Raw genomic sequence first — 21,037 nt, 5'->3', positions numbered from 1 at the left:
GTCCTAGTGAAATCTGGCGACCCTACCCTAAAGGATAACTAGATTCTAAAAACTCACCGACTGCATGAGTAAATAATACGCCAATTGATGCGCAAGGCAGACATATGGCCCGCCCAGCACTTAATTAAATTCAGGTGCTCAGTTCTAAGGACCGCAAAATAACGAAACTAAAGCTGATTCAACGATGGCTCTATAAAGGTCAGAACTGCGGCCCGATCACAAAGGCCCAGCTTTTGGCAAGCACGGGTTTTGTAGGTTTCAGCCGACTTGGCACTGATTCCCAGCCTGTGTCCAATAACCTTAAGAGTCATGCCGCGACCATAAAGCCGAAGCGTCTCTCTTTCACGTAGGCTGAGCTTTGGCGGCTCTTGTAGCGAAGCCGCATCTGTTTTCACTTTGCGCAAAATCGTGGCCAAAACCTCTGGCCCCATATCCACATCAATCACGCGGCGGACCGCTGAACGGGTTGCCACCAACCCCGCAGGGGCACCAAAAAGCACAACGCATTTACGTCGATCATCCAGCAAATATGGTGCATCTTTGACCGGGTTGTCCAACAGCCGCGGATCCAGGATATAAACGTCAGATCGCGCACCGCCTTGCCGCACACCGGCTAAGCCAGCGAATTCATTGACGATCGTTCCACCAAGGATAGTCACGGCTTGCCGCGCGCGCGTGATGACATGATCATCGCCCGACAAAACGGTTACCCTAAGTTCGGATAGTACGCGCGCAGACGGCGCAAACACTCCGGCTGTATCAGTATGAAATTGAAACATAAAATTGGCCTCGAGTTAGAAGAACACACGCATGGTCGATAAAATTTCGACCTTGCCTACCGGTGTCGCAAACGCTGCCGCTTCTAAAAAATCGCGGCCGCGTTAACAGTTTATTAACACTTCATCTTTTTAATATTGTTGGTGGTAGCACATTTCGTAGCTGTCTTGAAGACATTTCTTGAACGCACGGTAAAACGCTTGTCGCGATCAGGTCTACTGCGCAAATCCCATTAAAATATTCAAATCGATCAACCGCTTGCGCGTCGTAAATACCTAAATCTAAACGTAGGCATTTACCCGACTTTACCCACGCCCCTGCCAGTGCAAGCCTTTCGGGTATTCCAAACGGCTCTGGGGGGAGCGGTGGAGCTAAAGAATCATGCAGCTTGCTGTTAGCTGATTCTATTGGATCCGATACACCGTATTGGTTTCTGTCTCATTCAATCTCGCCTCAATAGACTAACCGTTGGTTTTCAATATGTCGGGCAATTTAGCCCAACATACCGATGCCCGCACTCTATCCCTGGGGCGAATTGAATTACGGAGATTATTATGAATAAGTTTCTCGCAACAACAGCAATTGCATCCCTTCTTGCTATGCCAGCTATGGCCGAGCAGACGGATATTTCGCAAACCGTCAATGCGCTGCAAGAGGCGCTGAATACAATCCGGATCGACGACGACGCGACAGATGTCTCTCAGGCAGCGGTCAATGCCGCGAACATCATTTCCATTGATTTTGAATCGCTGGACGATGTGACCCAGTCATCCGAAGACGGCATGATGCAGAACGCGATCAACGACTTTGATACGCGTGGCAACAGCCGGAATAACGCGGTGCTCACCAATATCGCTCAGGCGGGCACCAACGTGCTGAACAGTGTCGACCTGACGATGGACACCGGTCAAGGCTATGACATCAACCACCTGTCTCAGGTCGTCGACAACGCCAGCCAAACCGCGTTCAACGATATCGACATCCGTGATGGCACCAGCGCCTCGGTTGATCAGGACGCGACCAATGTCATGAACATGGCAGCGATGGACGACCTGCAAGAGGACAATGTCACCCATGATCTATTGCAAGAGATCGACGACAGCAGCCAATTCGCGGGCAACAATCTTGATGTGGATCTGGGTGCGACTGACATCGCCCAAGACGCTGTGAACGTCATGAACCTGGCCGAAATCGAGGACGATCTGAAAGGCGATTCCTTCCAGAATATCTTTGGCGACACGAGCCAGGTCGCTGAAAACAATGCCTTTGACACCAATTCCCGCGCATCCATCACAAACCTGATGCAAAGCGCCGTGAACGTGGCCAACAGCCTCAGCGTAGGCGAAAACTCTCCGAACTCTGGCGGATCGTTTTATCAGGCAGGTATCACGCAGATCTATGATGGTTCAGACGGCAGCGGTCAGGTCGCATCCAACTTCGTGAAGTTTGCCAGCAATGGGTTGGCCGGCGCAGCCCCTGCACTTGCGGGCGATCCCGCGATCATCGATCAATCAGCGTTGAATGCAATCAACTTGGCCACGATCACGAATGTGGGCTGGACCGTGTCGCAAGACGCTTCGGATGTGAACCAGTCAGCATCGAACGTGGCCACGAACTTTGACTTTGCCTACACCGCCGATGTTTCCAATTTCGATCAAAGCGCAACGAACGTGGCAAACATCCTGTCGGCAGGTTCTTTGCCTGACCTGAACGGCTACACCGAGGTAAGCCAGAACTTCTCGGGCTTGCAGAGTGCAACGAACAACGTGTTCGGTGCGGACGATCTGTCCGGCGTCTCGCAGGCGGCAACGAACGTCGCAAACTCGGTCAGCGGACTCTAATTTCCTGATCTGACATTTGGGGCGGCGGATAGACCGCCGTCCCAACTTGGCGTGGCACGCGCCTTTTCCAAACCTCTGAACTGGTCCTGTCCCATGCAGCGTATGCTTATGGTCATAGCCCTTGTTGGCACGACGACCTCCGCCGCGGCGGAGGATGCCGCCCGTGGCCTGTCGGTTGATCAGATCTGGACCGGTGACCAAACGGGCATCAATCAGATCATCCCCCGCCGGACCCTGCTTTTGAACGGGACACATGCGGGCAGTGCTCTGTCAGATTATACCCCGCGTGGTCACGACCTGAACGGTACATTGTCCGCCGATGATCCCACCACGATTGATCAGTCCATCCTGAACGCCGTGAACCTGTTAATCGCGTCAGAGGCCGTCGTCGCGCGTGTCGATCAGACGATGCTGGGCAATCAGATCGCGCGCAACGTTATGACGGGACTGTCACCCCAGAACGTCACCACGACCACTCAAATCGGTGAAAATATCGCCAATATCGTCATTGCCGATCAGGTAGACTCCGTTCGGCAAGCCTTTGGTCCCGGTGCAAACCAGATCGTCTATAACGAAGTCTCTGGCCCCGCTGCGGGATTGCACGGTGTGACCCAAACCGGCCGCAATACAGCGAACGTGGTGTTGGCCACGGTGTCGATCGGGTCGGGAGAGCAGTTATTTCCATCCGACACGACACAGCAGATCGACAACGTGGTGGGCCTAGACCAAGGCGCACGCTTGGCCGACGGTATCACGCAACAGGGCACCAATATCGGCAATGTGCTGATCGCCGACGATGTGCGTGATGTTGCGCGGATCTTTAACGGCAACCAGATTGTGCGCAATATCGTCACAACTCAGGACGGCCAAACACCCGCGGGCGTTAGCCAAAGCGGTTTGAATATCGCGAATTTCGTGAGCGCCAAACGCGTGCAGGGCCTGACACAGGTGTCGAACGGCAGACAAATCGTCGAGAACCAAATCCAAGGTATCACACTGGCGGATATGTCGGGGAAGCTTTCGGGCTACAGCCACTCCAGTACCAACATCGTCAATCTATTGGAAATTCAAAGCACGGACAGGCCAGCGTCTGGATCGACGGTCAGTGCGATCCAAACGGCCAATCAAACGCAGACCGTGCAAAGCAAGTTGGGCACGCACAGCCAAGTTGGCAACGCGGCCACGATCACCCGTTAAAAGGACAGCTCCGCGCAGGTGAGTGACGCACACCATGGCCCCGCGCTAATCCGCGGCGCTGCTGGCCAAGCGTCAGGTTTATTTTGCGTATAATCCCGCGCGCTTTGCCCATAAATTGCCGCGCTTTGCACCAGCCTTTCCGCACAGATCGACGCCGCTTGTGCCCGGACCAGCTTTTCCGTCAGCCGCTGCAACTGCGTATCAATTGCACGCGGCTCGGCCATACCAAGGGTCTGGAAGAAAATAGAAATTTCCTCTGAGTCCGCAAGCGGAGATCCCGGCAGCGTACCCTCGCAGGTAAGGGCAAGCCTGCGATAATTCACCATCGTTTCCAGAAAACGCGTTGGATCGTATGCGGGTGCCTGCGCGGCCGCCGCGCCGTCAGTCGTGGGCGGCGCGGCAACCTGCGCAGCCACCATGCTTCCGCACACGGTAGCCACCACGGCCAGCGTGACCGCGCGGATCACTGCGTCACCGCAGAGGCCACTTGAACAGGCTGCAACCGGTTTTGCGGCAAAAAGCTGTCGCAACTGCCATCATGTTTTACGGTCGTCGAAACAATGTCATAGGCTGCTTCGGCCAGCATCCAGCGAATGCCCGCATGCAGCCCCTCTTGGCTTTTGGAGCCTATCTGAACATCGAAAAGTTCGCTGTCAAAGAACCGGAAGACAGAGCCAGAGACTTCGCGTCCAACAGCCTGTTTCGAATAGGCCTCCGCCATCAGCAACTCGCTAGAACGTGTGTCGGTCACGCGCAGGTCCGCAGCTACAGTCAGGGCGAAATTACGTTGTCCGCCGCGAAGCCCAAAAAACGAACCCTCATAACCGCCGGAATAGGTATTGAAATCCAACTGCGTAATCGCCCCGTCAATCACGACGTCGGATCCGCGCAGCGATCCTCTTTCCAGCGGGCGATAAGGCAGCGTTTCACCCTCTACAACAGTAGATCGTCCATCACCAAGGATTTGCTCGCGCGCACGGGAAATCTCGAACTCGGTTACCGTCGTATTGATCCGGTTGACTTGGTTTACCCCAGCACGAGACAAAGACGTGACCAGCATTCCAGCCGTATCGCGCGGAATATATGCACCTGCAGCATCGATCTCAATTTTCTGAGTTAAGTCAGAGATTAAATGAACCGAAAAAACGCGATTGCTGTTACGTACTTCTGGGGTGAAAGAAAGGCATTCCAACGCCGCGTCAGCGGGTGTTGCGACAACAATTGGAATCGGACCATTATAAGCTGGGCGCGACGTACTAAGCTGCGGCGGCAAGCTTGCGCAGCCAGTCAATGCGGCGACAGCCAACACTTGGGTAGATACCTTACAAATTACTGATTTTAGTATCATTTTAAACTCTCCAGCCTGGCAGCAGCATCCGAGATTGCCGCATCCGGGTCAGAGGTTATCGTATTTACCGCAGCGCCGCTGGCCTCTTGGATTGTTTGGCCACCACTGTTGTCTTGGCCAGTATCAATAACATTATCACCACTACCAGTAATGACGATCGATAAAGAGTTTCCGGTCTGTCCGCTTGCAGCGGCTCCCGCCGCGACACTCTCGCGGTCGTAGGCCAAGAAATTAAGACGCGTTTGCTCTCCGAGTAGTAATATCTGCTGCTCTGACGGCGTGCGAAAGTCCCACGGCCTGCCCTCTCCCAACCCATTTGCAAAAACTGAACTCGGTAATGTACCAAACGCCATAAACGCGGCGATTAAAAACTTGGACATAGCCATGCTCCAACCCCAAATTAGAAAAAATTGTCGTTTAAATATTGCAATCCGGATCAGAGCATTCTTCACGAAATATTAATACAAATCTGGTCCAAATCGGGTCAAACCGGACCTATTTTTGCCTAAAGCTGGCAAAAATGTGGCCTATCCGCAACATTCAGCACAGCGCCGCGCCTGCCAACACCAAGTTTTCGACTCTGCTGATCATAAATTTGACGTCAGCCCCATCGGACAGATCTGAGGATTTGGACAAGGGAGGGCTTCGGAGTCGTCTTTTCAAGCAGACGATCGGGATGATGATGAAGAGACCAACATCGAAAGATGTTCGCCACCAGTCCCACCGCAAGACACGGCAGGCTGGTTCAGCAGAAGAGATGATCCGTATTGTTTTAGCAGGACTGAGCGCGCCGCGCTAAGACCGAACTTGAGCAGACAATCTGCGCGAGTGTGATCAAGATTGACGGCCCAAGCATGAGCAATTGCAAAGTTAATATGGGTCTACAGCGACTTTTGAAACGCGCCGTAAAAAGGCCTTCGTGCGGGAGTCCTGAGGGTTTTCTAGAAGCTGTTCTGGCGGTCCCTGTTCGACAATCTGACCATCGGACATGAAGATAATTCGATCTGCAATCTCCCGCGCGAATTGCATCTCGTGTGTCACGATCAACATCGTCTGGTGCTTTTCAGCAACGCGGCGCATCAGGTCCAGCACTTCGCCAACCCATTCGGGATCAAGCGCCGACGTCGGTTCATCGAACAACATCAGGTCAGCATCAAGAGCCATCGCGCGACCAATTCCAACCCGCTGTTGCTGACCACCTGATAGCGCCGCCGGATAAGAGTCCGCTTTATCAATCAGCCCGGTTTCACGCAGTATTTCATCAGCACGCGTGGCAGCGCCCTGTTTTGATTGGCCTTTGACAGTGATGAGTGCCTGAGTAATGTTCTCTCGTGCCGTTTTATTGGCAAACAGCGCATAGTTCTGAAACACAAACGACGTCCTGCGGCGCAGCGCTAAGATGTCAGACCGCGACGCCTTGGCCGATTCAACAGTCAAATCGCCGACCCGAATTGTTCCACTGTCAGGACGGTCCAAATAATTCAGACACCTTAGCAAAGTAGACTTGCCGGTACCGGAAGGGCCGATAACGACCACGCGTTCACCCGGCGCGATATCTAATGAAATGTCTTTCAGAACAGACGTATCGCCAAAGGACTTGTTTAATCCCTTGATAGAAATGGCGGCTTTCGATGTCATCTTGCATAAGCCTTGTTCAAATAGGTCTCCAAGTGCCGTTGTGCAAAGGACAATGCCTCGACCATGATCCAGTAGATTGCTGCAACGACCAAAAATGCCTCAAAGTAAAGAAAGCTGCCAGCAGCTTCTTTTTGCGTCGCGCCCATCAGTTCGGTGACCCCCAAAGTAAACGCCAGTGAAGTCCCTTTTATCATATCGATGAAATAGTTGACCAATGTTGGCGCCGCTACGCGGGTGGCTTGCGGTAGAATGATGTGGCCCATCATCTGCGTTTGGGTCATGCCAACCGCCTGAGAAGCCTCCCACTGGCTGCGGTCAACACCAAGGATCGCTGCCCGAATACTTTCAGCCATATAAGCCGAAAAATGCAAAGTCAGACCCATTATTGTGGCGGTGACGCCGTTAATCGTCGTCAAAAATGCCAAAACCTGCGGCAGTCCGTAGTAGAACAAGAATAATTGCACCAGCAGCGGGGTCCCCCGAAAAAAGCTGATGAAAAGACGCACAAAAATATCGAGCACTGGCACGCGAAATACTCGTTCAACTGCCATGAGCGAGGCGAGTATCAGAGCGAAAAACATCCCAATCAACGCCATGAAAAGCGTGAGCGGAACATATCCCAAAAGAACGGGGACTAAGTCCCACATGTATTCGACGTCCAGTGCGCGCATGAGATTACTCCGCGACCGAAATATCGGCGCCGAACCATTTATCGGAAATTTCCGCCAAGGTGCCGTTCTCTTTCAGCGTGGTGATGGCGGCATCAATCCGGTTGCGCAACTCAGTCCCTTTTTCGTCATTGCGGAACGGCAACGCATTGCGAATTTCACTGAATGGTTTGCCCGCAAACGCCAGCGGTAGCGGGCTTTCTGCGATCAGTTGGGCAGAAGACACGCGGTCCATGACAAAGGCATCTACGCGGCCAAGCGCAGTATCTTGGGCTATGTTGCTTTCATATGTGCGAATGTCGATGTCAGCGGCATTTGGCAGCTCATTCAACAACTGCTCGAAATTCGAACCAAGGTTAACGGCGACGGTCTTGCCACTTAGGTCATCAACGCTCGTGATCGTTTCTTCGTTGCCCTTTTTGACCACGACTTGCGCACCGTCAAAAACATAGGGCTGCGAGAAGGCGAATTTTGCCTCACGCTCTGGCGTAATCGTAATCTGGTTGGCAATGGTGTCGATCCGGCCCGTTTCCAGTGCCCCGACGAGCCCGGAAAACGACATCGTCACAAAGTTTACGTCGTCACCAGTTTCTTCTGCGATGGCATTTATGAAATCCACCTCAAATCCTTGCAATTCGTCAAGCTTGACGAAGGTAAAGGGAAAGTAGCCGCCGGACATACCGACATTGAGTGTCTCTGAGTGCGCCGCGCTGACGGTGACAGACAGGGCGAGTGCTGCAATGACCAAAGTTTTTTTCATAATTGTCTCCATTCACTTGTGCAGCAGTTAACCTGTGTGGCGCAGGCTTCAATGGTCGCATCAAAGAGAGGTTCATCGTAACAGCTGTGTCCGGCATATCGGAACATTGTTCTTCAACGCGGGCGTTTCAAAGAACGAATTTGGTTCTGTAGGCAAAGAGTTCCCCAGAAGACCAACGCGTGCCGACGTGGCGATTCCAGCCAAGGTTTTTGGGTGTCGAGTTCCATGCGCAAGCAACCGCCAAGGGGGCCAGCATCCTTTGCGGCGCTTGGAATTTCAGCTAGGATGGCCATCAAATCACCAACAGGCGGAACAGCAATATGCTGACAACACGGCGCGTATTTTCGACGGGGGCGATGATGGCCCTGCTTTCAGCTTGTGGTGGACGTCCGCGTGGCGGGTCCGTGGTTGCGGCGCGCGCGCCGGATCCGGTGATGCAGGCCGTGGCCAACCCCGCGTTTGACGTTTGGGTTGCGGGTTTCAAAGGGCGGGCCGCAAGCAAAGGTATCTCAACCAGAACCATCTCGACCTCTTTTGCTCAGGCCGGCTATTTGCCCGACGTGATCGACCGTGACCGCAATCAGACTGAGTTTTCTCGTACGCTAGAAGAGTATCTGGCGATCGCAGCGTCGGATGAACGTGTCGCTAAGGGCCGGGCAAATTATGCGCGGTATCGCGATGTTTTGGGCCAGATCGAATCCCGATACGGAGTTGAAGCGCATGTCGTGACGGCGATCTGGGGCTTGGAAAGCATGTTTGGCGAACGCCGTGGCAATGTGCCAGTGGTGTCGGCCTTATCAACGCTGGCCTTTGACGGGCGGCGGGGCGCATTCTTTGAAAGCCAACTTATCGCCGCGCTGCAAATCCTTGATAACGGCGATACGACCCCCGCCCGGATGACCGGCAGCTGGGCTGGCGCGATGGGCCACACCCAGTTCATCCCGACGTCCTACTTGGCCTACGCAGTCGATTTTACGGGCGACGGCCGCCGGGATATTTGGGAGGAAGATCCGACCGATGCGCTGGCCAGCACGGCCTCTTACCTTGCGCGATCAGGTTGGCAGCGCGGGCAGGCATGGGGCGGCGAAGAAGGATCGCCCGGATTTGCATCTGGCACACGCCGCATTCAACCACAGGTGGGCGGCCCGGTGTTTGCCGTTGGTCCCAATTTCAACGCGATCAAACGATACAATAACTCTGACAGCTACGCGATTGGTGTCGGTCACCTTGCAGACCGGATCGCCGGCGCAGGTCCTATCCGGGGCGGGTTTCCACCTGACCGCTATGGATTCACGGCAGATCAACGCAAGCAACTGCAAGCGCGTTTGACCGCAGCCGGGTACGATACAGGCGGAACTGACGGGGTTCTTGGATCTAAGTCACGCGCGGCGATCTCTGCTTATCAACAAAGAAACGGCCTTGCCGTCACTGGTGAACCATCGCTGGAACTGCTGCGCAGGCTTATGTGAAACACAATGCAATTTTGACGCGCCCGTTCCATCTTCGATTAGAAAATAGTTCGGCGGCGGCTGATGACGCTTTGACAAAGGCGTATTGCTCTCTCGCAGTGGTATAGCGCTGTGAGGGGGCAGAATTCATACGAATACTGCGCCTTTTCGTCATTTTCATATTCTGCCGTCATCGTTGATGCAACTTGACTGCCTGTCCAGTTTTATCCAGGCTAAGTCACCTTCTTATTTCCAACCGCAAAAACGACATTTGTAGCCTCAAAATTGCCCTTGTTGTCTTTGCATAGTGAAGAGGTAAGAGTTTAAGGGCGGCAGGCGTACTGCTGAACGAGGTCACGATGGAACATTCGCCAATCCTTCAGGCATTTAGATATGTCGGCGTTCCTGTGTTCACGATCGCATCTGACGGCAGTGTGTCCCATAGCAATACGGCCGCTGACAATCTGTTCGGATATACGAACGACAGCATGACCGGGCAAAAAATATCGCACCTCCTGCCCGTCGAATCCGTCTCGGAACTACATAGTTTTATCCATCCGCCCGCAATTGACGCAAACATTCGGATGATGATGGCGAAAAGCAAAGATGGTTCGCCCCTGCCCCTTGCTGTCTATCTGACATCGTGGACGGATGAAAAAGGGCTGCAACATGCTGTCATCGTGCGTGATATCTCGGAAGAGATGAAGTTGCAAAAAGTGACGACGAACGAATTAAAACGCGCAAATACCGCCATTCTTGCCGCCAAGATTGGGGTATTCGAACATTTTCCCAAAGAAAACCGGACAGTGGTCAGCCAATCGTGGCGTCATCTGATTGGTCTGGCCGACGACGATACGGCTGACGTGCAAGAGGAATGGCGATCCAGAGTGCATCCTGACGATCTGGGCCCCGCAGATAAAACCATTCAGGTTTGCCTTGATGGTGACACCGATATTGCAAAGCTAGAATATCGGTTCCGCTCAAAGGACGATACCCACTGGTTCTGGCTATGCGCCGAGATTTCCGTTTCCCAACGCGACGAAGAGGGCCGTATCACGTCAGTTATCGGCGTCGTCAAAGATGTCACCGAGCGGCGAAAGACAGAAGACTCGCTGCGCTTGAATACTGAATACTTCAGGTCCGCATTTGAAAACACCTCGATCGGGCACGCCATCATTGCCCTCGATGGCCGCTGGTTAAGGGTCAACAACGCTTTCTGCGAGCTGATTGGCTTCCCACGCGAGGAACTTGTCAAAACAAACCTCCGGGACCTTACGCATCCCGACGACCTAGAGGATTCCTGCAAGCATATTGCACTTTTGACCGCGGGCGAGATTGAGACCTATTCGCGGGAACGCCGCTATATTCGTGCAAATGGTCAGACATTGTGGGGCAAACTGACGGTCAGCCTTGTGCGGGATGAAAACGGCGTGCCGGATCACATTATTGTCCAGCTTATGGATATTACAGAACAGCGACAGCTGGCGCAGATGAAAGGCGAATTTGTTGCGACGATCAGTCACGAACTTAGAACGCCCCTCACCTCTGTCATTGGATCATTGGCACTTTTGACTGTGATGGACGACGAAGCCTTTTCCGACAAAGCAAAGCGACTGCTTCATGTTGCCCAGCAAAACGGCAAACGTTTGAATGTTCTGATTGACGATATTCTAGACTTTGAAAAGTTCTCGGCAAAACAGGTGACCTTCAATTTATCCAGCGAGAATATTGCAGAGCTTGTTGAAGACACCCTGTTCACAAATTCGGAATTTGCCAACAAGTTTGGTGTGCGGTTCGAGTTGAAATGCGACGATGCATCACTGCGCGGTTCAGTTGATGTTAAGCGATTTCAACAGGTTATGGCTAACCTACTATCGAACGCTGCCAAATTCGCACATGACGATACGGCGATCATTGCCGAGGTCAAAGATGTTGCGGGATGTATTGAAATTGCAATCACGAATAAGGGCGATGGTATCCCGAACGAATTCCGCGATCGCATTTTCATCCCCTTCGCGCAGGCGGCGGAATCTGACAATCGCAATCGTGGCGGCACCGGGCTTGGCCTGACGATCACGAAACAGATTGTCGAACAAACCGGGGGCCAGATCGGTTATGAAAGCATGCCAGACGGCATGACCACATTTTGGTTTACCGTTCCCTATGCTGAACCGGCAGAGGTGATTGTTCTGTCGGCCTAACGAACGCGGCGCGCACTTTCAAATCTCAAAAGATCCACCATATGGATGAAGAGTAATTGAGAGGGCACGGCATGGGATACACCAAAACCGCAATATTGATGGCCGCAATGACCGCGCTTTTTGTGGGGATCGGGTATCTTTTGGGCGGCAGCGGCGGCATCGTTGTCGCATTCGTCATCGCTTTGGGCATGAATACCTTCACGTGGTGGAACTCGGACAAGATGGTCCTGCGTATGCACAATGCGCAGCCCGTGGTGCCGAATGACCGCGCGGGCCTGCACGCGATGGTCGCAGACTTGGCGCATGATGCGAACCTGCCGATGCCTGCGGTGTATCTGATCGACACAGCGCAGCCCAATGCCTTTGCCACCGGACGCAATCCGACCAATGCGGCCGTGGCAGTGACCGCTGGGCTGCTGCAGACCTTAAACCGCGATCAGATCGCCGCCGTCATCGCGCACGAGCTTGCACATATTAAAAACCACGACACCGCGATCATGACCGTCACCGCGACTTTTGCGGGTGCGATCTCAATGCTCGCGAACTTCGCGCTTTTCTTTGGCGGCTCGCGCGAGCGTTTGGGGATTGTGGGAACGATTGCCATGATGATCCTAGCCCCGATGGCCGCGGCGTTGGTGCAGATGGCCATCAGCCGGTCACGCGAATACGAAGCGGACCGGATTGGAGCTGAGATTTGCGGCAACCCCATGTGGCTGGCCTCTGCGCTGGAACGGATCCAACTAGGTGCCACCCAGATCGACAATCCGGCAGCAGAACGTAATCCTGCAATGGCGCATATGTTCATCATCAACCCGCTGCATGCCCACCGGCGGGACAAACTATTCTCGACCCATCCGGCGACCGAAAACCGCGTTGCCGCTTTGCGCGCGATGGTCGGGACGCCCGCCGCGCGCCCGGCACTCGCCAGCAGTGTTCCATTGGTTCGCAAAAAACGCCAAAGCGGGCCGTGGACGTGACGATCTAAGTCTTGGGGCCTTGCCCTTTGATCCGCAGCCAGACCACCCCGACGATCGCGGCGAGGAACATGATAGCCATGGCATACCAAGTGATCGCATAAACCATATGGGTATTGCGGAACTCTAACCGCGTCAGCCCGCCCCGCGGCCAGACGTCCGGACCGCCATTCGCGGCATCGTCGATAAAGTAGCCCGTCTGCGCGTCGCTGATCCCGGCGGCGCTGCTCATTAATGCAAGATCGGCCGATACCCAGCGCTGATCGCCCGGCGCATTGCTTTCCAGAAGTGTCCCGCCGGGCTGGTCAGCGCGCACGAGTCCGGTGATCTGGACCTGCCCCGCCGGCTGGGTCCAATCATTTGCATCCAGCCCCGTCGGCACAAAACCGCGATTAATCCAAAGCGTTTGATCAGCCGTCTGCAGCGGTGTCATGATCCAGAAACCGGCACCAACTTCTGTGACAGCTTTGATGCGCAGCGTCGCCGCGTGATCATAGGTGCCGCTCGCCCGCACGCGCAGATACTCTGGCGTATCCGGCGCAAGCGGCGCTGACACCGGATCACCAAAAGCGCGGGTCTGGACCTGTTCGATCAGGTCCAGTTTCCACGCCAGCCGGCGCATCTGCCAATTGCCCAGCCCGATCATTGTGACGAACAAAACGCCCGCCAAAGTCAGGATCAAAGCATCGACCCAAAAGGGGCGGCGCGTATCGGTCATCCGGCGTTGCGCATCATTTCCATCTGCTCGTGCTGGGGCATCATGTTGGTATTCAGATGCGTCATCACCCAGATGGAACCGACAAGCACGATCAGCAGCAGCACGCCTGTAAAGACGAGCGACATGACCTGCCATCCAGCCTCGGCCTTGACCGTGACATGCAGGAAATAGAACACGTGCACCATGATCTGGATCGCCCCCAGACCAAAGATGATCGACAGCGCCAGCCAGAGGTGGATCTCCACTTCTGCCAGAACGATCCAAAACGGGATCGCCGTTAGGACAACCGACAGGACAAAGCCGATCATGTAGGACCGGTATGACCCGTGCGCCTCGTGTGTATCGTGGTGTTCAGCGCTCATAGCAGGACCCCGGTCAGATAAACGAAGGAAAAGACCCCGATCCAGATCAGATCAAGGAAGTGCCAGAATAGGCTTAGGCACAAGATGCGGCGTTTGTTGGCCGGCGTAAGGCCATGCTTTTGCACTTGGATCAGCAATACCACCAGCCAAACCACGCCGGATGCAACGTGCAAGCCGTGGGTGCCGACCAGAAACCAAAAGGACGACAGAAATGCGCTGACGCCTGGCACCGCGCCCAAGTGGGCAAGGTGCATGAATTCCATCACCTCCATTGCCAGAAAGCCTAGGCCAAAGACGCCTGTGACGATCAGCCAAAGCATCATCGCCTTTTGCTTGCCTTCTTGCATGGTGATGACGGCAAAGCCGTAGGTGATGGACGATAGCAGCAGAAAAGCCGTCGCCAGCAGGATTTTTTCAATCTCGAACAGGTCCGACGGCGCCGGGCCTGCGGCGTAATTAGCACCCAGCACGGCATAGACCGCAAACAGGATACCAAAGATCAAGCTGTCGCTCATCAGATACATCCAGAAGCCAAGCATCGTGCCCGGTTCGTGATGCTCGTCCTCGGCGACGTAAAAGTCGAAGCCGTCGACAGGTTCAGCGGGGTGGGTTGGGTTTGCCATAATGTCTACTCCGCCAGCACGGCCACAGGGCGGCCGGTTTCGATGGCTGTCACCTCGTCCACAGGGACGTGGTAATCGCGATCGTAGTTAAAGGTATGGGCAATGCCCCAAGCCACCGAGGCTATAAAGCCAAGCGCTGCTAGCCACCAGATGTGCCAGATCATCGCAAAGCCCATCACAGTCATGAAGCCAGAGATCACCAGCCCGCTCGCCGTGGGTTTCGGCATGTGGATCGGCACGAAGCCAGATGTTGGTGCCTTTGCGCCATTTTCCTTCATGTGCTGCCAAGCATCCAGCGCATAGACCCGCGGGGTCAGCGCAAAGTTATAATACGGTGGCGGCGAAGTTGTGGACCATTCCAGCGTGCGGCCTTCCCAAGGGTCGTTGCCACAAGCCAGCGCCTCGCGGTTTTTGATCGACACGGCAATTTGCACAACGAACGCCACAACACCCAAAGCGATCATAAAGACACCCACCGCAGCGATTGCGAATAGCGGCGCATAAGACGTGTCCTCAAACTGGCTCAGACGCCGGGTCACACCCATCAAGCCAAGGATATACAGCGGCATGAAGGCCACCCAAAATCCACCAACCCAGCCATAAAAGCTGACCTTGCCCCAGAATGTATCAAGGTAGAACCCAAAGGCCTTGGGCCACCAGTAGTTGATGCCGGCAAAGATGCCGAAGATCACGCCGCCGATGATCACGTTGTGGAAGTGCGCGACCAGAAACAGTGAATTGTGCAGCACATAGTCGGCCGGCGGCACCGCCAGCAGCACACCCGTCATGCCCCCGATGGTAAAAGTGATCATGAAGGCAATGACCCACATCATCGGTAGCTCGAAGTGGATGCGGCCTTTGTACATGGTGAACAGCCAGTTAAACAGCTTGGCACCCGTCGGGATCGAGATGATCATCGTCGTGATCCCAAAGAACGAATTCACGTCCGCGCCCGCACCCATGGTAAAGAAGTGGTGCAGCCAGACGAGGTAGCTAAGGATTGTGATCACGCACAGCGCGTAGACCATCGAGGTGTAGCCAAACAGCCGCTTGCGCGTGAAGGTCGGCACGATTTCCGAAAAGATACCAAAGACTGGCAGGATCAGGATGTAGACCTCTGGGTGGCCCCAGATCCAGATCAGGTTGATATACATCATCGCGTTTCCACCACTGTCGTTGGTGAAAAAGTGGGTGCCCAGATAGCGGTCAGCTGTCAGCAAAGCCAGCGTGGCCGTAAGGACCGGGAAGGACGCGACGATCAGCACGTTGGTCACCAGCGTCGACCAGGTAAAGATCGGCATCTTCATCCAGGTCATGCCGGGTGCACGCATTTTCACAATCGTCACAATCAGGTTGATGCCCGATAGCGTCGTGCCGATGCCCGCGATGTTCAGCGACCACAGGTAGTAATCGACACCAACCCCCGGACTAAACTCCAGCCCCGATAGCGGCGGAAAGGCCAGCCAGCCCGTCGCAGCAAATTCACCGACGAACAGTGACAACATGATCAGAACCACACCAGAGAACGTCAGCCAAAAGCTGAAGTTGTTCAGGAATGGAAAGGCCACGTCGCGCGCACCAATTTGCAGCGGCATGATGTAGTTCATGAAACCGGTAATGAACGGCATCGCCACGAAGAAGATCATGATCACGCCGTGCGCGGTAAAGACCTGATCGTAGTGGTAAGCAGGTAAAAACTCGAGGATCCCGGCCGAGGCTAATGCCTGGTGAATCCGCATCAGGATTGCGTCCGAAAAACCCCGGATCAGCATGACGGTCGCAAGGATCATATACATGATCCCGATTTTCTTATGATCGACCGAGGTGAACCATTCGGTCCACAGATAGCCCCAAAGCCGCTTGTAGGTCACAAAACCCACAACGCTCACGCCCAGCAAAATCGTGACGATAAAGGTGCCTAGGATCAGCGGGTCGTAAAATGGGAAGATATCCCAGCTTAGCTTGCCCCAGAACCAATGCACCTGATTGGTAATTTCGGCGGAATGCCCCGCCACAGCGTTTGTCACATCAGCCATCGTTCAGTGTCCTGTCATCGCAGCGTTATCGCCGTGGTCCTTGCCAGCATCTGGCATCCCCTCCAGTCCGCCGCCGCCCATTGCGTCAATCATCATCATTTCGTCCATGCACATGGTGTCCTCACCGACGCACATGTTCACAATCCGCCGCCACAACCCGTCCTCGACGGAGGCGTAATAGGCGACGTCGTCGTCGATGCTAGGCTGTTCAAGCTGTTCAAACGTAGCGCGGGTCAAGTCCTGCGGCACCGATTGGGCGTCTGCCACCCATGCTGCAAAACCCGCCTCGTCCAACGCTTGCACGTCGAACCGCATCTTGGAAAAGCCCGCGCCGTTGTAATGAGACGCAAAGCCTTCATAGGTACCTTCGCTATTCAGCACACCGTTCAGCTCTGTCTCCATCCCGGCCATGGCATAGATCATGCCAACCATATCAGGCACATAGAAGGCGTTCATGACCGTGGTTGCGGTCAGCTTCAGTTCGACCGGGCGATCCACAATTGTCGCCATCTCGTTCACAGTGGCGATGTTGTATTCGGGATAGATAAACAGCCATTTCCAGTCCATCGCGACCACCTGCACCTGCAGCGGGGTCACGTTTTCGTCTATCGGCTGGGTCGCTGAAATCCGCGTCAGATCCGCATAGGGGTCAAGCCGGTGCGTCGCGACCCATGTCAGGCCAGCCAACATGATGATGATCGCCAAGGGCACAGACCAAATCACGATCTCTAGGCTGACCGAATGGTCCCACTCAGGCTCGTACGTTCGTTCTTTTTCAGAGGCGCGGTAGCGCATCGCAAAAAACACTGTCAGCGCGATCACAGGCACGATTACGATCAACATCAGCACCGTAGCATAGATGATCAAATCAGCTTGCTGCGACGCAACATCCCCCGCAGGGTTCATCACGGTTAGCTTGCAACCTGCCAACGCTGAAAAAGAAGAAACAAGAAGCGCAGCCCGCCACAAACGTGACTTCAAACGGCGATCTGGATAGGACATCGTGAACCCCACAGTCGGAACTTTCTGGTCAGTCATTTAGCATTTTGATCGGAACTTAACACCGAAGGCGGGTGTGACATCTTGGCCTAGCCGCTGGAAAAGGTGGCACTTTGCGTTTTGATCGCTAATTTACGTTCAAGATATTAAGGGGATCAAAGTTATGGCGATGGCAGAAGCTGAAATCAAACAAGACGTCCGCCTGGACGATGTTATCACCACTGTGGTGATGGCGCGGGTGACGGATTATTTTGGCTTTTTCGTGTTTGCGATTGCCTCTGCGCTGGTCTTCCCGACGGTGTTTTTCCCGTTCCTTGATCCCATACCGGGTACCTTGGCATCCTTTGCGGTGTTTTCACTGGCCTTTCTTGCGCGCCCCGTCGCCAGCCTGATCGGGCGGCGGTTGCAGCGGCGTATTGGGCGCGCGGGCAAGATCACCGTGGCCCTGATGCTGCTTGGCAGCTCTACCGTCGCGATTGGCTTGCTGCCCGGTTATGACAAGATCGGCCTACTTGCCCCTGTGCTGTTGGCCGTTTTGCGCATCATCCAAGGCCTTGGCCTTGGTGGGTCGTGGGACGGGCTGACGCTGCAGCTAAAGTCCGCCGCCCCCAAAGACCGCGCTGGACGCTATGGCATGGTGCCGCAACTTGGTGGACCCATCGGCTTTTGCGTCGCCGCGGCCATGTTCTACGTTCTGACCGGATTTCTGACACCAGAAGAGTTCATCACCCACGGCTGGCGCTTTGCCTTCTTTGCGGTGATGGCTGTGAATGTCGTGTCCCTTTTTGCGCGGCTACGCCTGCTGACGACGGACTTCGGCTCTGACGATGAAACATTGATGAAAACGAGCCCACTGCGTCATTTGATCGCTGTGGAATGGCGCTCGATTTTGCTGTCGGCGCTGCTGCCACTGTCCAGCTACGCCTTGCTGCACATGCTGACCGTCTTTCCGATCAGCTACACGCTGCTTTACACCGATCACGCGATATCGACCATCATCCTGTGGCAACTGGTTGGCGGCACCTTGGCGATTGGTACCGTCATTGCATCCGGCCTACTGGCAGACCGCTATTCGTCGCGCGCGGTGCTACTTGTCGCCAGCATCCTGACGCTGGCGTTGTGCTTTACCATTGGCACACTGGACACGATGCCATCGGTCTACATCATCCTCGGTTTCCTCGTATTTGGCCTATCCTACGGGCAGTCCAGTTCTATCGTACCGAACCGTTTCTCACCTGAGACGCGCTATTCCGGCTCGGCGTTGGCGACGAACCTGTCGTGGATCATTGGCGCCGCCTTCGCGCCCTTTGTCGGGTTGTTTCTGGTCAGCACCTTCGGCCTTTGGGCCGCGGCGCTGTACCTTGTGTCGGGCGTCATCGTGACGCTTGCGTCGCTGGTACTTTTGCAGCGCAGCAAGTCCATTAAGCCGCCCTTGGCGTAAACCGCGCTGTGGCTGTGTCGACGTTATAAAGCGAAGTAAACGCAATCGGGTCACGCGCGATCCGGTCCACAGCCGCAATGATCGCGTCGGCTTTGCGGTCATCCATCAGCACGGAAAAGGCAAGCCGGGTCCAGCCCGGTTTGTCGACCTCTCGTCCACCCAAAATTGACGCCCGCAAGCTGTCTGACACACGCCGGTCCAGCCCAAGCAGACGGTGCGCATAAGGACCAGCGCAGGCACAACCGCCCCGCGCTTGAATCCCGAAATGATCTGATAATATTCGGCATACCAACTGCGGGTGCACCGCGCCGCCCGCGGCGTCAAACACCTGAAACGAAAAGATCGGCAGGACAAATCGCGCCCGATCATTGCCCAAGATGCGCAGGCCCGGCGTATGCGACCAGACTGCAAGGGCCCTTTGCCGCAGCGCTTCTAGCCGCTGGTTTATGACGTCTTGGCCAATGACGTCTTTGACGATGAAACACAGCGCGGCGCGAATATCGCCGATAACGTTGGGCGTGCCCGCTTCTTCTCTGGCAACAACGTCTTGCGCATAATCATGCCCCCACGGCGATACAAAACGCACGGTGCCACCCCCCGGCGCGGTGGGGCGCGTGCGCGTGACCGCATCCTTGCGCACAATCAAAATACCAGAGGCACCGGGCCCGCCGATAAACTTGTGCGGCGATAGCGCAACCGCGTCCATGCCAAGCCCCATATCAATCACCTCATAGGGGCCGGCCCCGGCGTAGTCCCAGACACTGATCGCGCCATGTGCCTTCAAAAGGCGGGTGATAGAGGCGACATCGCTGACGATACCCGTCACGTTTGACGCCGCTGAAAAGGCACCGATAACGGGACGGCCTTTCGCGTTTATCAATGCGGCCTTCAATGCGTCCAGATCGGGACCTCCACTCGCGCCCTCCGGAACCTCAATCACCTCTGCACCGCTTTCGCGCCACGGCAGGATGTTCGAATGATGCTCGTAAGGGCCGATTAGGACGCAGGGCTTGCGCCCCGCTGCCACCATGTCATCGATGCCCAGCAATCCAACGAGCCGCGTCAATCCAGCCGTCGCCCCTGCCCCAGCAAAGATCACAGCATGGGCGCCCCCGGCGCCGCATTGCGCCGCCACAATCTGCCGTGCCCGCGCACGCAACTGGTTCATAATGCGTCCGCAAAAGGACGCCTCTGTATGCGCGTTGGAATAATAGGGCAGGACATTCTCAGTGATGGCATCCTCGATCTGGCGCAGCGCCCGTCCCGATGCAACGTAATCAGCATAGATCAGCGGCAACGGACCATGCGGCCCGGGGATCGCAATCCCTTCACCAATCAGGCCCGCCCTTAAGCGGTCCAAATAGTCATCGCCCGCAATCGCGTGAGCAAATGTGGTGAAAAAATCGGTGCCGCCGCCTGTCGTCTGCATCTTTTGCCTCAAATAGTGCCGTTGCATGGACATTCACACAGATGATATCGATAAACTGCACCAGACTTTGTGCTATTTGCGGAAATTTTCGATCATATGACCCAATCAAGCCCTGCCAACCTAGATCATATCGATGTTGCGATCCTGCGCGTGTTGCAACGCGATGCGTCGCTGTCCCAAAGAGAGGTCGCAGACCGTGTTGGTCTGTCTCAAAACGCGTGTTGGCGGCGGATGACCCGGCTGAAAGAGGCTGGCGTGATTGAGGGTCAGACTGTGCGCCTGAACCTTAAGGCCATCGGGCTTGATCTGACGGTATTCGTCATGGTGCGTACCCGCGATCATTCTCACGCCTGGCTCGATCATTTCCGCAAAACGGTGCTGGGGATCGAGAACGTGATCGATTTTTACCGCATCGCGGGGGACTACGATTACATGCTTAAGATCGCAGCGCGGGACATGAACCATTTCGACCTGATTTATCAACGCCTGACCAAAGGCGCGGCGCTGGAAACCGTCACATCCTACATCGCGATGGAAGCGATTGCCGATCGCCGCGATCTGCCAGCGTAATGCATAA

General features: G+C 55.0%; 20 protein-coding genes. 7 read left to right on the top strand and 13 right to left on the bottom strand.

What is annotated here, in order from left to right:
• Window positions 1-167: 167 nt before the first annotated feature.
• On the bottom strand, window positions 168-701 hold the full coding sequence (locus KBW81_RS17390) for a response regulator transcription factor (protein ID WP_254249388.1): 534 nt from the start codon (window positions 699-701) through the stop codon (window positions 168-170).
• 630 nt (window positions 702-1,331) lie between these two features.
• On the opposite strand from KBW81_RS17390, the gene KBW81_RS17385 reads away from it, so the two are divergent.
• Window positions 1,332-2,618: a hypothetical protein gene (locus KBW81_RS17385; protein ID WP_254249387.1), complete on the top strand. Its 1,287-nt coding sequence runs from the start codon at window positions 1,332-1,334 to the stop codon at window positions 2,616-2,618.
• A 93-nt stretch (window positions 2,619-2,711) separates the two neighbouring features.
• Window positions 2,712-3,815: a hypothetical protein gene (locus KBW81_RS17380; protein ID WP_254249386.1), complete on the top strand. Its 1,104-nt coding sequence runs from the start codon at window positions 2,712-2,714 to the stop codon at window positions 3,813-3,815.
• Here KBW81_RS17380 and KBW81_RS17375 read toward each other — a convergent pair.
• From KBW81_RS17375 to KBW81_RS17350, 6 genes are all read right to left on the bottom strand, one after another.
• Window positions 3,812-4,282 (bottom strand): hypothetical protein, encoded by a 471-nt coding sequence (locus tag KBW81_RS17375; RefSeq protein WP_254249385.1) that lies wholly within the window; start codon window positions 4,280-4,282, stop codon window positions 3,812-3,814. The two genes, KBW81_RS17380 and KBW81_RS17375, sit on opposite strands and share 4 nt — an antisense overlap.
• The gene (locus KBW81_RS17370) at window positions 4,279-5,124 is read right to left on the bottom strand and encodes a CsgG/HfaB family protein (RefSeq protein WP_254249384.1); all 846 of its coding nucleotides are present in this window, start codon (window positions 5,122-5,124) and stop codon (window positions 4,279-4,281) included. Before KBW81_RS17370 ends, KBW81_RS17375 begins: the two co-directional genes overlap by 4 nt.
• 35 nt (window positions 5,125-5,159) lie before the next feature.
• On the bottom strand, window positions 5,160-5,543 hold the full coding sequence (locus KBW81_RS17365; protein WP_254249383.1) for a hypothetical protein: 384 nt from the start codon (window positions 5,541-5,543) through the stop codon (window positions 5,160-5,162).
• Window positions 5,544-6,033: 490 nt separating this feature from the next.
• A complete protein-coding gene (locus tag KBW81_RS17360) occupies window positions 6,034-6,801 on the bottom strand; it encodes an amino acid ABC transporter ATP-binding protein (protein ID WP_254249382.1) in 768 nt (255 codons plus the stop codon).
• Entirely contained in the window at window positions 6,798-7,472 is a 675-nt protein-coding gene (locus tag KBW81_RS17355; protein WP_090189058.1) for an amino acid ABC transporter permease, read from the bottom strand. Before KBW81_RS17355 ends, KBW81_RS17360 begins: the two co-directional genes overlap by 4 nt.
• 4 nt (window positions 7,473-7,476) lie before the next feature.
• Window positions 7,477-8,229: an amino acid ABC transporter substrate-binding protein gene (locus tag KBW81_RS17350; RefSeq protein WP_254249381.1), complete on the bottom strand. Its 753-nt coding sequence runs from the start codon at window positions 8,227-8,229 to the stop codon at window positions 7,477-7,479.
• A 320-nt stretch (window positions 8,230-8,549) separates the two neighbouring features.
• Between KBW81_RS17350 and KBW81_RS17345 the strand changes: the two genes are divergently transcribed.
• The 3 genes from KBW81_RS17345 (at window position 8,550) to htpX (ending at window position 12,855) form a co-directional block, all read left to right on the top strand.
• On the top strand, window positions 8,550-9,698 hold the full coding sequence (locus KBW81_RS17345; protein WP_254249380.1) for a lytic murein transglycosylase: 1,149 nt from the start codon (window positions 8,550-8,552) through the stop codon (window positions 9,696-9,698).
• Window positions 9,699-10,036: 338 nt separating this feature from the next.
• On the top strand, window positions 10,037-11,878 hold the full coding sequence (locus KBW81_RS17340) for a PAS domain S-box protein (protein WP_254249379.1): 1,842 nt from the start codon (window positions 10,037-10,039) through the stop codon (window positions 11,876-11,878).
• A 71-nt stretch (window positions 11,879-11,949) separates the two neighbouring features.
• Entirely contained in the window at window positions 11,950-12,855 is a 906-nt protein-coding gene (htpX, locus tag KBW81_RS17335; protein WP_254249378.1) for a zinc metalloprotease HtpX, read from the top strand.
• Between the two features lie 4 nt (window positions 12,856-12,859).
• On the opposite strand, the gene KBW81_RS17330 is transcribed toward htpX, so the two are convergent.
• Genes KBW81_RS17330 through cyoA form a run of 5 tightly spaced genes read right to left on the bottom strand, consistent with a single transcriptional unit; the run spans window position 12,860 to window position 17,497 of the window.
• Window positions 12,860-13,570, bottom strand: coding sequence for an SURF1 family protein (locus tag KBW81_RS17330; protein WP_254249377.1), 711 nt, complete (start codon window positions 13,568-13,570; stop codon window positions 12,860-12,862).
• Window positions 13,567-13,932: a cytochrome o ubiquinol oxidase subunit IV gene (gene cyoD, locus KBW81_RS17325; RefSeq protein WP_090189069.1), complete on the bottom strand. Its 366-nt coding sequence runs from the start codon at window positions 13,930-13,932 to the stop codon at window positions 13,567-13,569. Before cyoD ends, KBW81_RS17330 begins: the two co-directional genes overlap by 4 nt.
• Window positions 13,929-14,555 carry a cytochrome o ubiquinol oxidase subunit III gene (gene cyoC, locus KBW81_RS17320; RefSeq protein WP_090189070.1) on the bottom strand — a complete coding sequence of 209 codons (627 nt, stop codon included), beginning with the start codon at window positions 14,553-14,555 and terminating at the stop codon, window positions 13,929-13,931. The genes cyoD and cyoC overlap by 4 nt, the downstream gene beginning before the upstream one ends.
• A 5-nt stretch (window positions 14,556-14,560) precedes the next feature.
• Window positions 14,561-16,591, bottom strand: coding sequence for a cytochrome o ubiquinol oxidase subunit I (gene cyoB, locus KBW81_RS17315; protein WP_254249376.1), 2,031 nt, complete (start codon window positions 16,589-16,591; stop codon window positions 14,561-14,563).
• 3 nt (window positions 16,592-16,594) lie between these two features.
• Window positions 16,595-17,497 carry a ubiquinol oxidase subunit II gene (cyoA, locus tag KBW81_RS17310; protein WP_254249375.1) on the bottom strand — a complete coding sequence of 301 codons (903 nt, stop codon included), beginning with the start codon at window positions 17,495-17,497 and terminating at the stop codon, window positions 16,595-16,597.
• 256 nt (window positions 17,498-17,753) lie between these two features.
• On the opposite strand from cyoA, the gene KBW81_RS17305 reads away from it, so the two are divergent.
• Window positions 17,754-19,031 (top strand): MFS transporter, encoded by a 1,278-nt coding sequence (locus KBW81_RS17305; protein WP_254249374.1) that lies wholly within the window; start codon window positions 17,754-17,756, stop codon window positions 19,029-19,031.
• On the opposite strand, the gene KBW81_RS17300 is transcribed toward KBW81_RS17305, so the two are convergent.
• On the bottom strand, window positions 19,012-20,460 hold the full coding sequence (locus tag KBW81_RS17300) for an aminotransferase class V-fold PLP-dependent enzyme (RefSeq protein ID WP_254249373.1): 1,449 nt from the start codon (window positions 20,458-20,460) through the stop codon (window positions 19,012-19,014). The two genes, KBW81_RS17305 and KBW81_RS17300, sit on opposite strands and share 20 nt — an antisense overlap.
• Window positions 20,461-20,556: 96 nt before the next feature.
• Here KBW81_RS17300 and KBW81_RS17295 point away from each other — a divergent pair, with 96 nt between their 5' ends.
• Window positions 20,557-21,030: an Lrp/AsnC family transcriptional regulator gene (locus KBW81_RS17295; RefSeq protein ID WP_254249372.1), complete on the top strand. Its 474-nt coding sequence runs from the start codon at window positions 20,557-20,559 to the stop codon at window positions 21,028-21,030.
• Window positions 21,031-21,037: the final 7 nt, after the last annotated feature.

The sequence above is a fragment of the Loktanella salsilacus genome (assembly GCF_024206795.1).
Taxonomy (GTDB): Bacteria; Pseudomonadota; Alphaproteobacteria; order Rhodobacterales; family Rhodobacteraceae; genus Loktanella; species Loktanella salsilacus.
The sequence above is the reverse complement of the archived record's forward strand: the minus strand, read 5'-3'. Positions and strand labels throughout refer to the sequence as shown.

Coding starts and splice junctions, on each gene's coding strand:
- KBW81_RS17385 (WP_254249387.1), top strand. CDS start 1,332: ATGAATAAGTTTCTCGCAACAACAGCAATTGCATCCCTTCTTGCTATG.
- KBW81_RS17380 (WP_254249386.1), top strand. CDS start 2,712: ATGCAGCGTATGCTTATGGTCATAGCCCTTGTTGGCACGACGACCTCC.
- KBW81_RS17365 (WP_254249383.1), bottom strand. CDS start 5,543: ATGTCCAAGTTTTTAATCGCCGCGTTTATGGCGTTTGGTACATTACCG.
- KBW81_RS17360 (WP_254249382.1), bottom strand. CDS start 6,801: ATGACATCGAAAGCCGCCATTTCTATCAAGGGATTAAACAAGTCCTTT.
- KBW81_RS17355 (WP_090189058.1), bottom strand. CDS start 7,472: ATGCGCGCACTGGACGTCGAATACATGTGGGACTTAGTCCCCGTTCTT.
- KBW81_RS17350 (WP_254249381.1), bottom strand. CDS start 8,229: ATGAAAAAAACTTTGGTCATTGCAGCACTCGCCCTGTCTGTCACCGTC.
- KBW81_RS17345 (WP_254249380.1), top strand. CDS start 8,550: ATGCTGACAACACGGCGCGTATTTTCGACGGGGGCGATGATGGCCCTG.
- KBW81_RS17340 (WP_254249379.1), top strand. CDS start 10,037: ATGGAACATTCGCCAATCCTTCAGGCATTTAGATATGTCGGCGTTCCT.
- htpX (WP_254249378.1), top strand. CDS start 11,950: ATGGGATACACCAAAACCGCAATATTGATGGCCGCAATGACCGCGCTT.
- KBW81_RS17330 (WP_254249377.1), bottom strand. CDS start 13,570: ATGACCGATACGCGCCGCCCCTTTTGGGTCGATGCTTTGATCCTGACT.
- cyoD (WP_090189069.1), bottom strand. CDS start 13,932: ATGAGCGCTGAACACCACGATACACACGAGGCGCACGGGTCATACCGG.
- cyoC (WP_090189070.1), bottom strand. CDS start 14,555: ATGGCAAACCCAACCCACCCCGCTGAACCTGTCGACGGCTTCGACTTT.
- cyoB (WP_254249376.1), bottom strand. CDS start 16,591: ATGGCTGATGTGACAAACGCTGTGGCGGGGCATTCCGCCGAAATTACC.
- cyoA (WP_254249375.1), bottom strand. CDS start 17,497: ATGAACCCTGCGGGGGATGTTGCGTCGCAGCAAGCTGATTTGATCATC.
- KBW81_RS17305 (WP_254249374.1), top strand. CDS start 17,754: ATGGCGATGGCAGAAGCTGAAATCAAACAAGACGTCCGCCTGGACGAT.
- KBW81_RS17300 (WP_254249373.1), bottom strand. CDS start 20,460: ATGCAGACGACAGGCGGCGGCACCGATTTTTTCACCACATTTGCTCAC.
- KBW81_RS17295 (WP_254249372.1), top strand. CDS start 20,557: ATGACCCAATCAAGCCCTGCCAACCTAGATCATATCGATGTTGCGATC.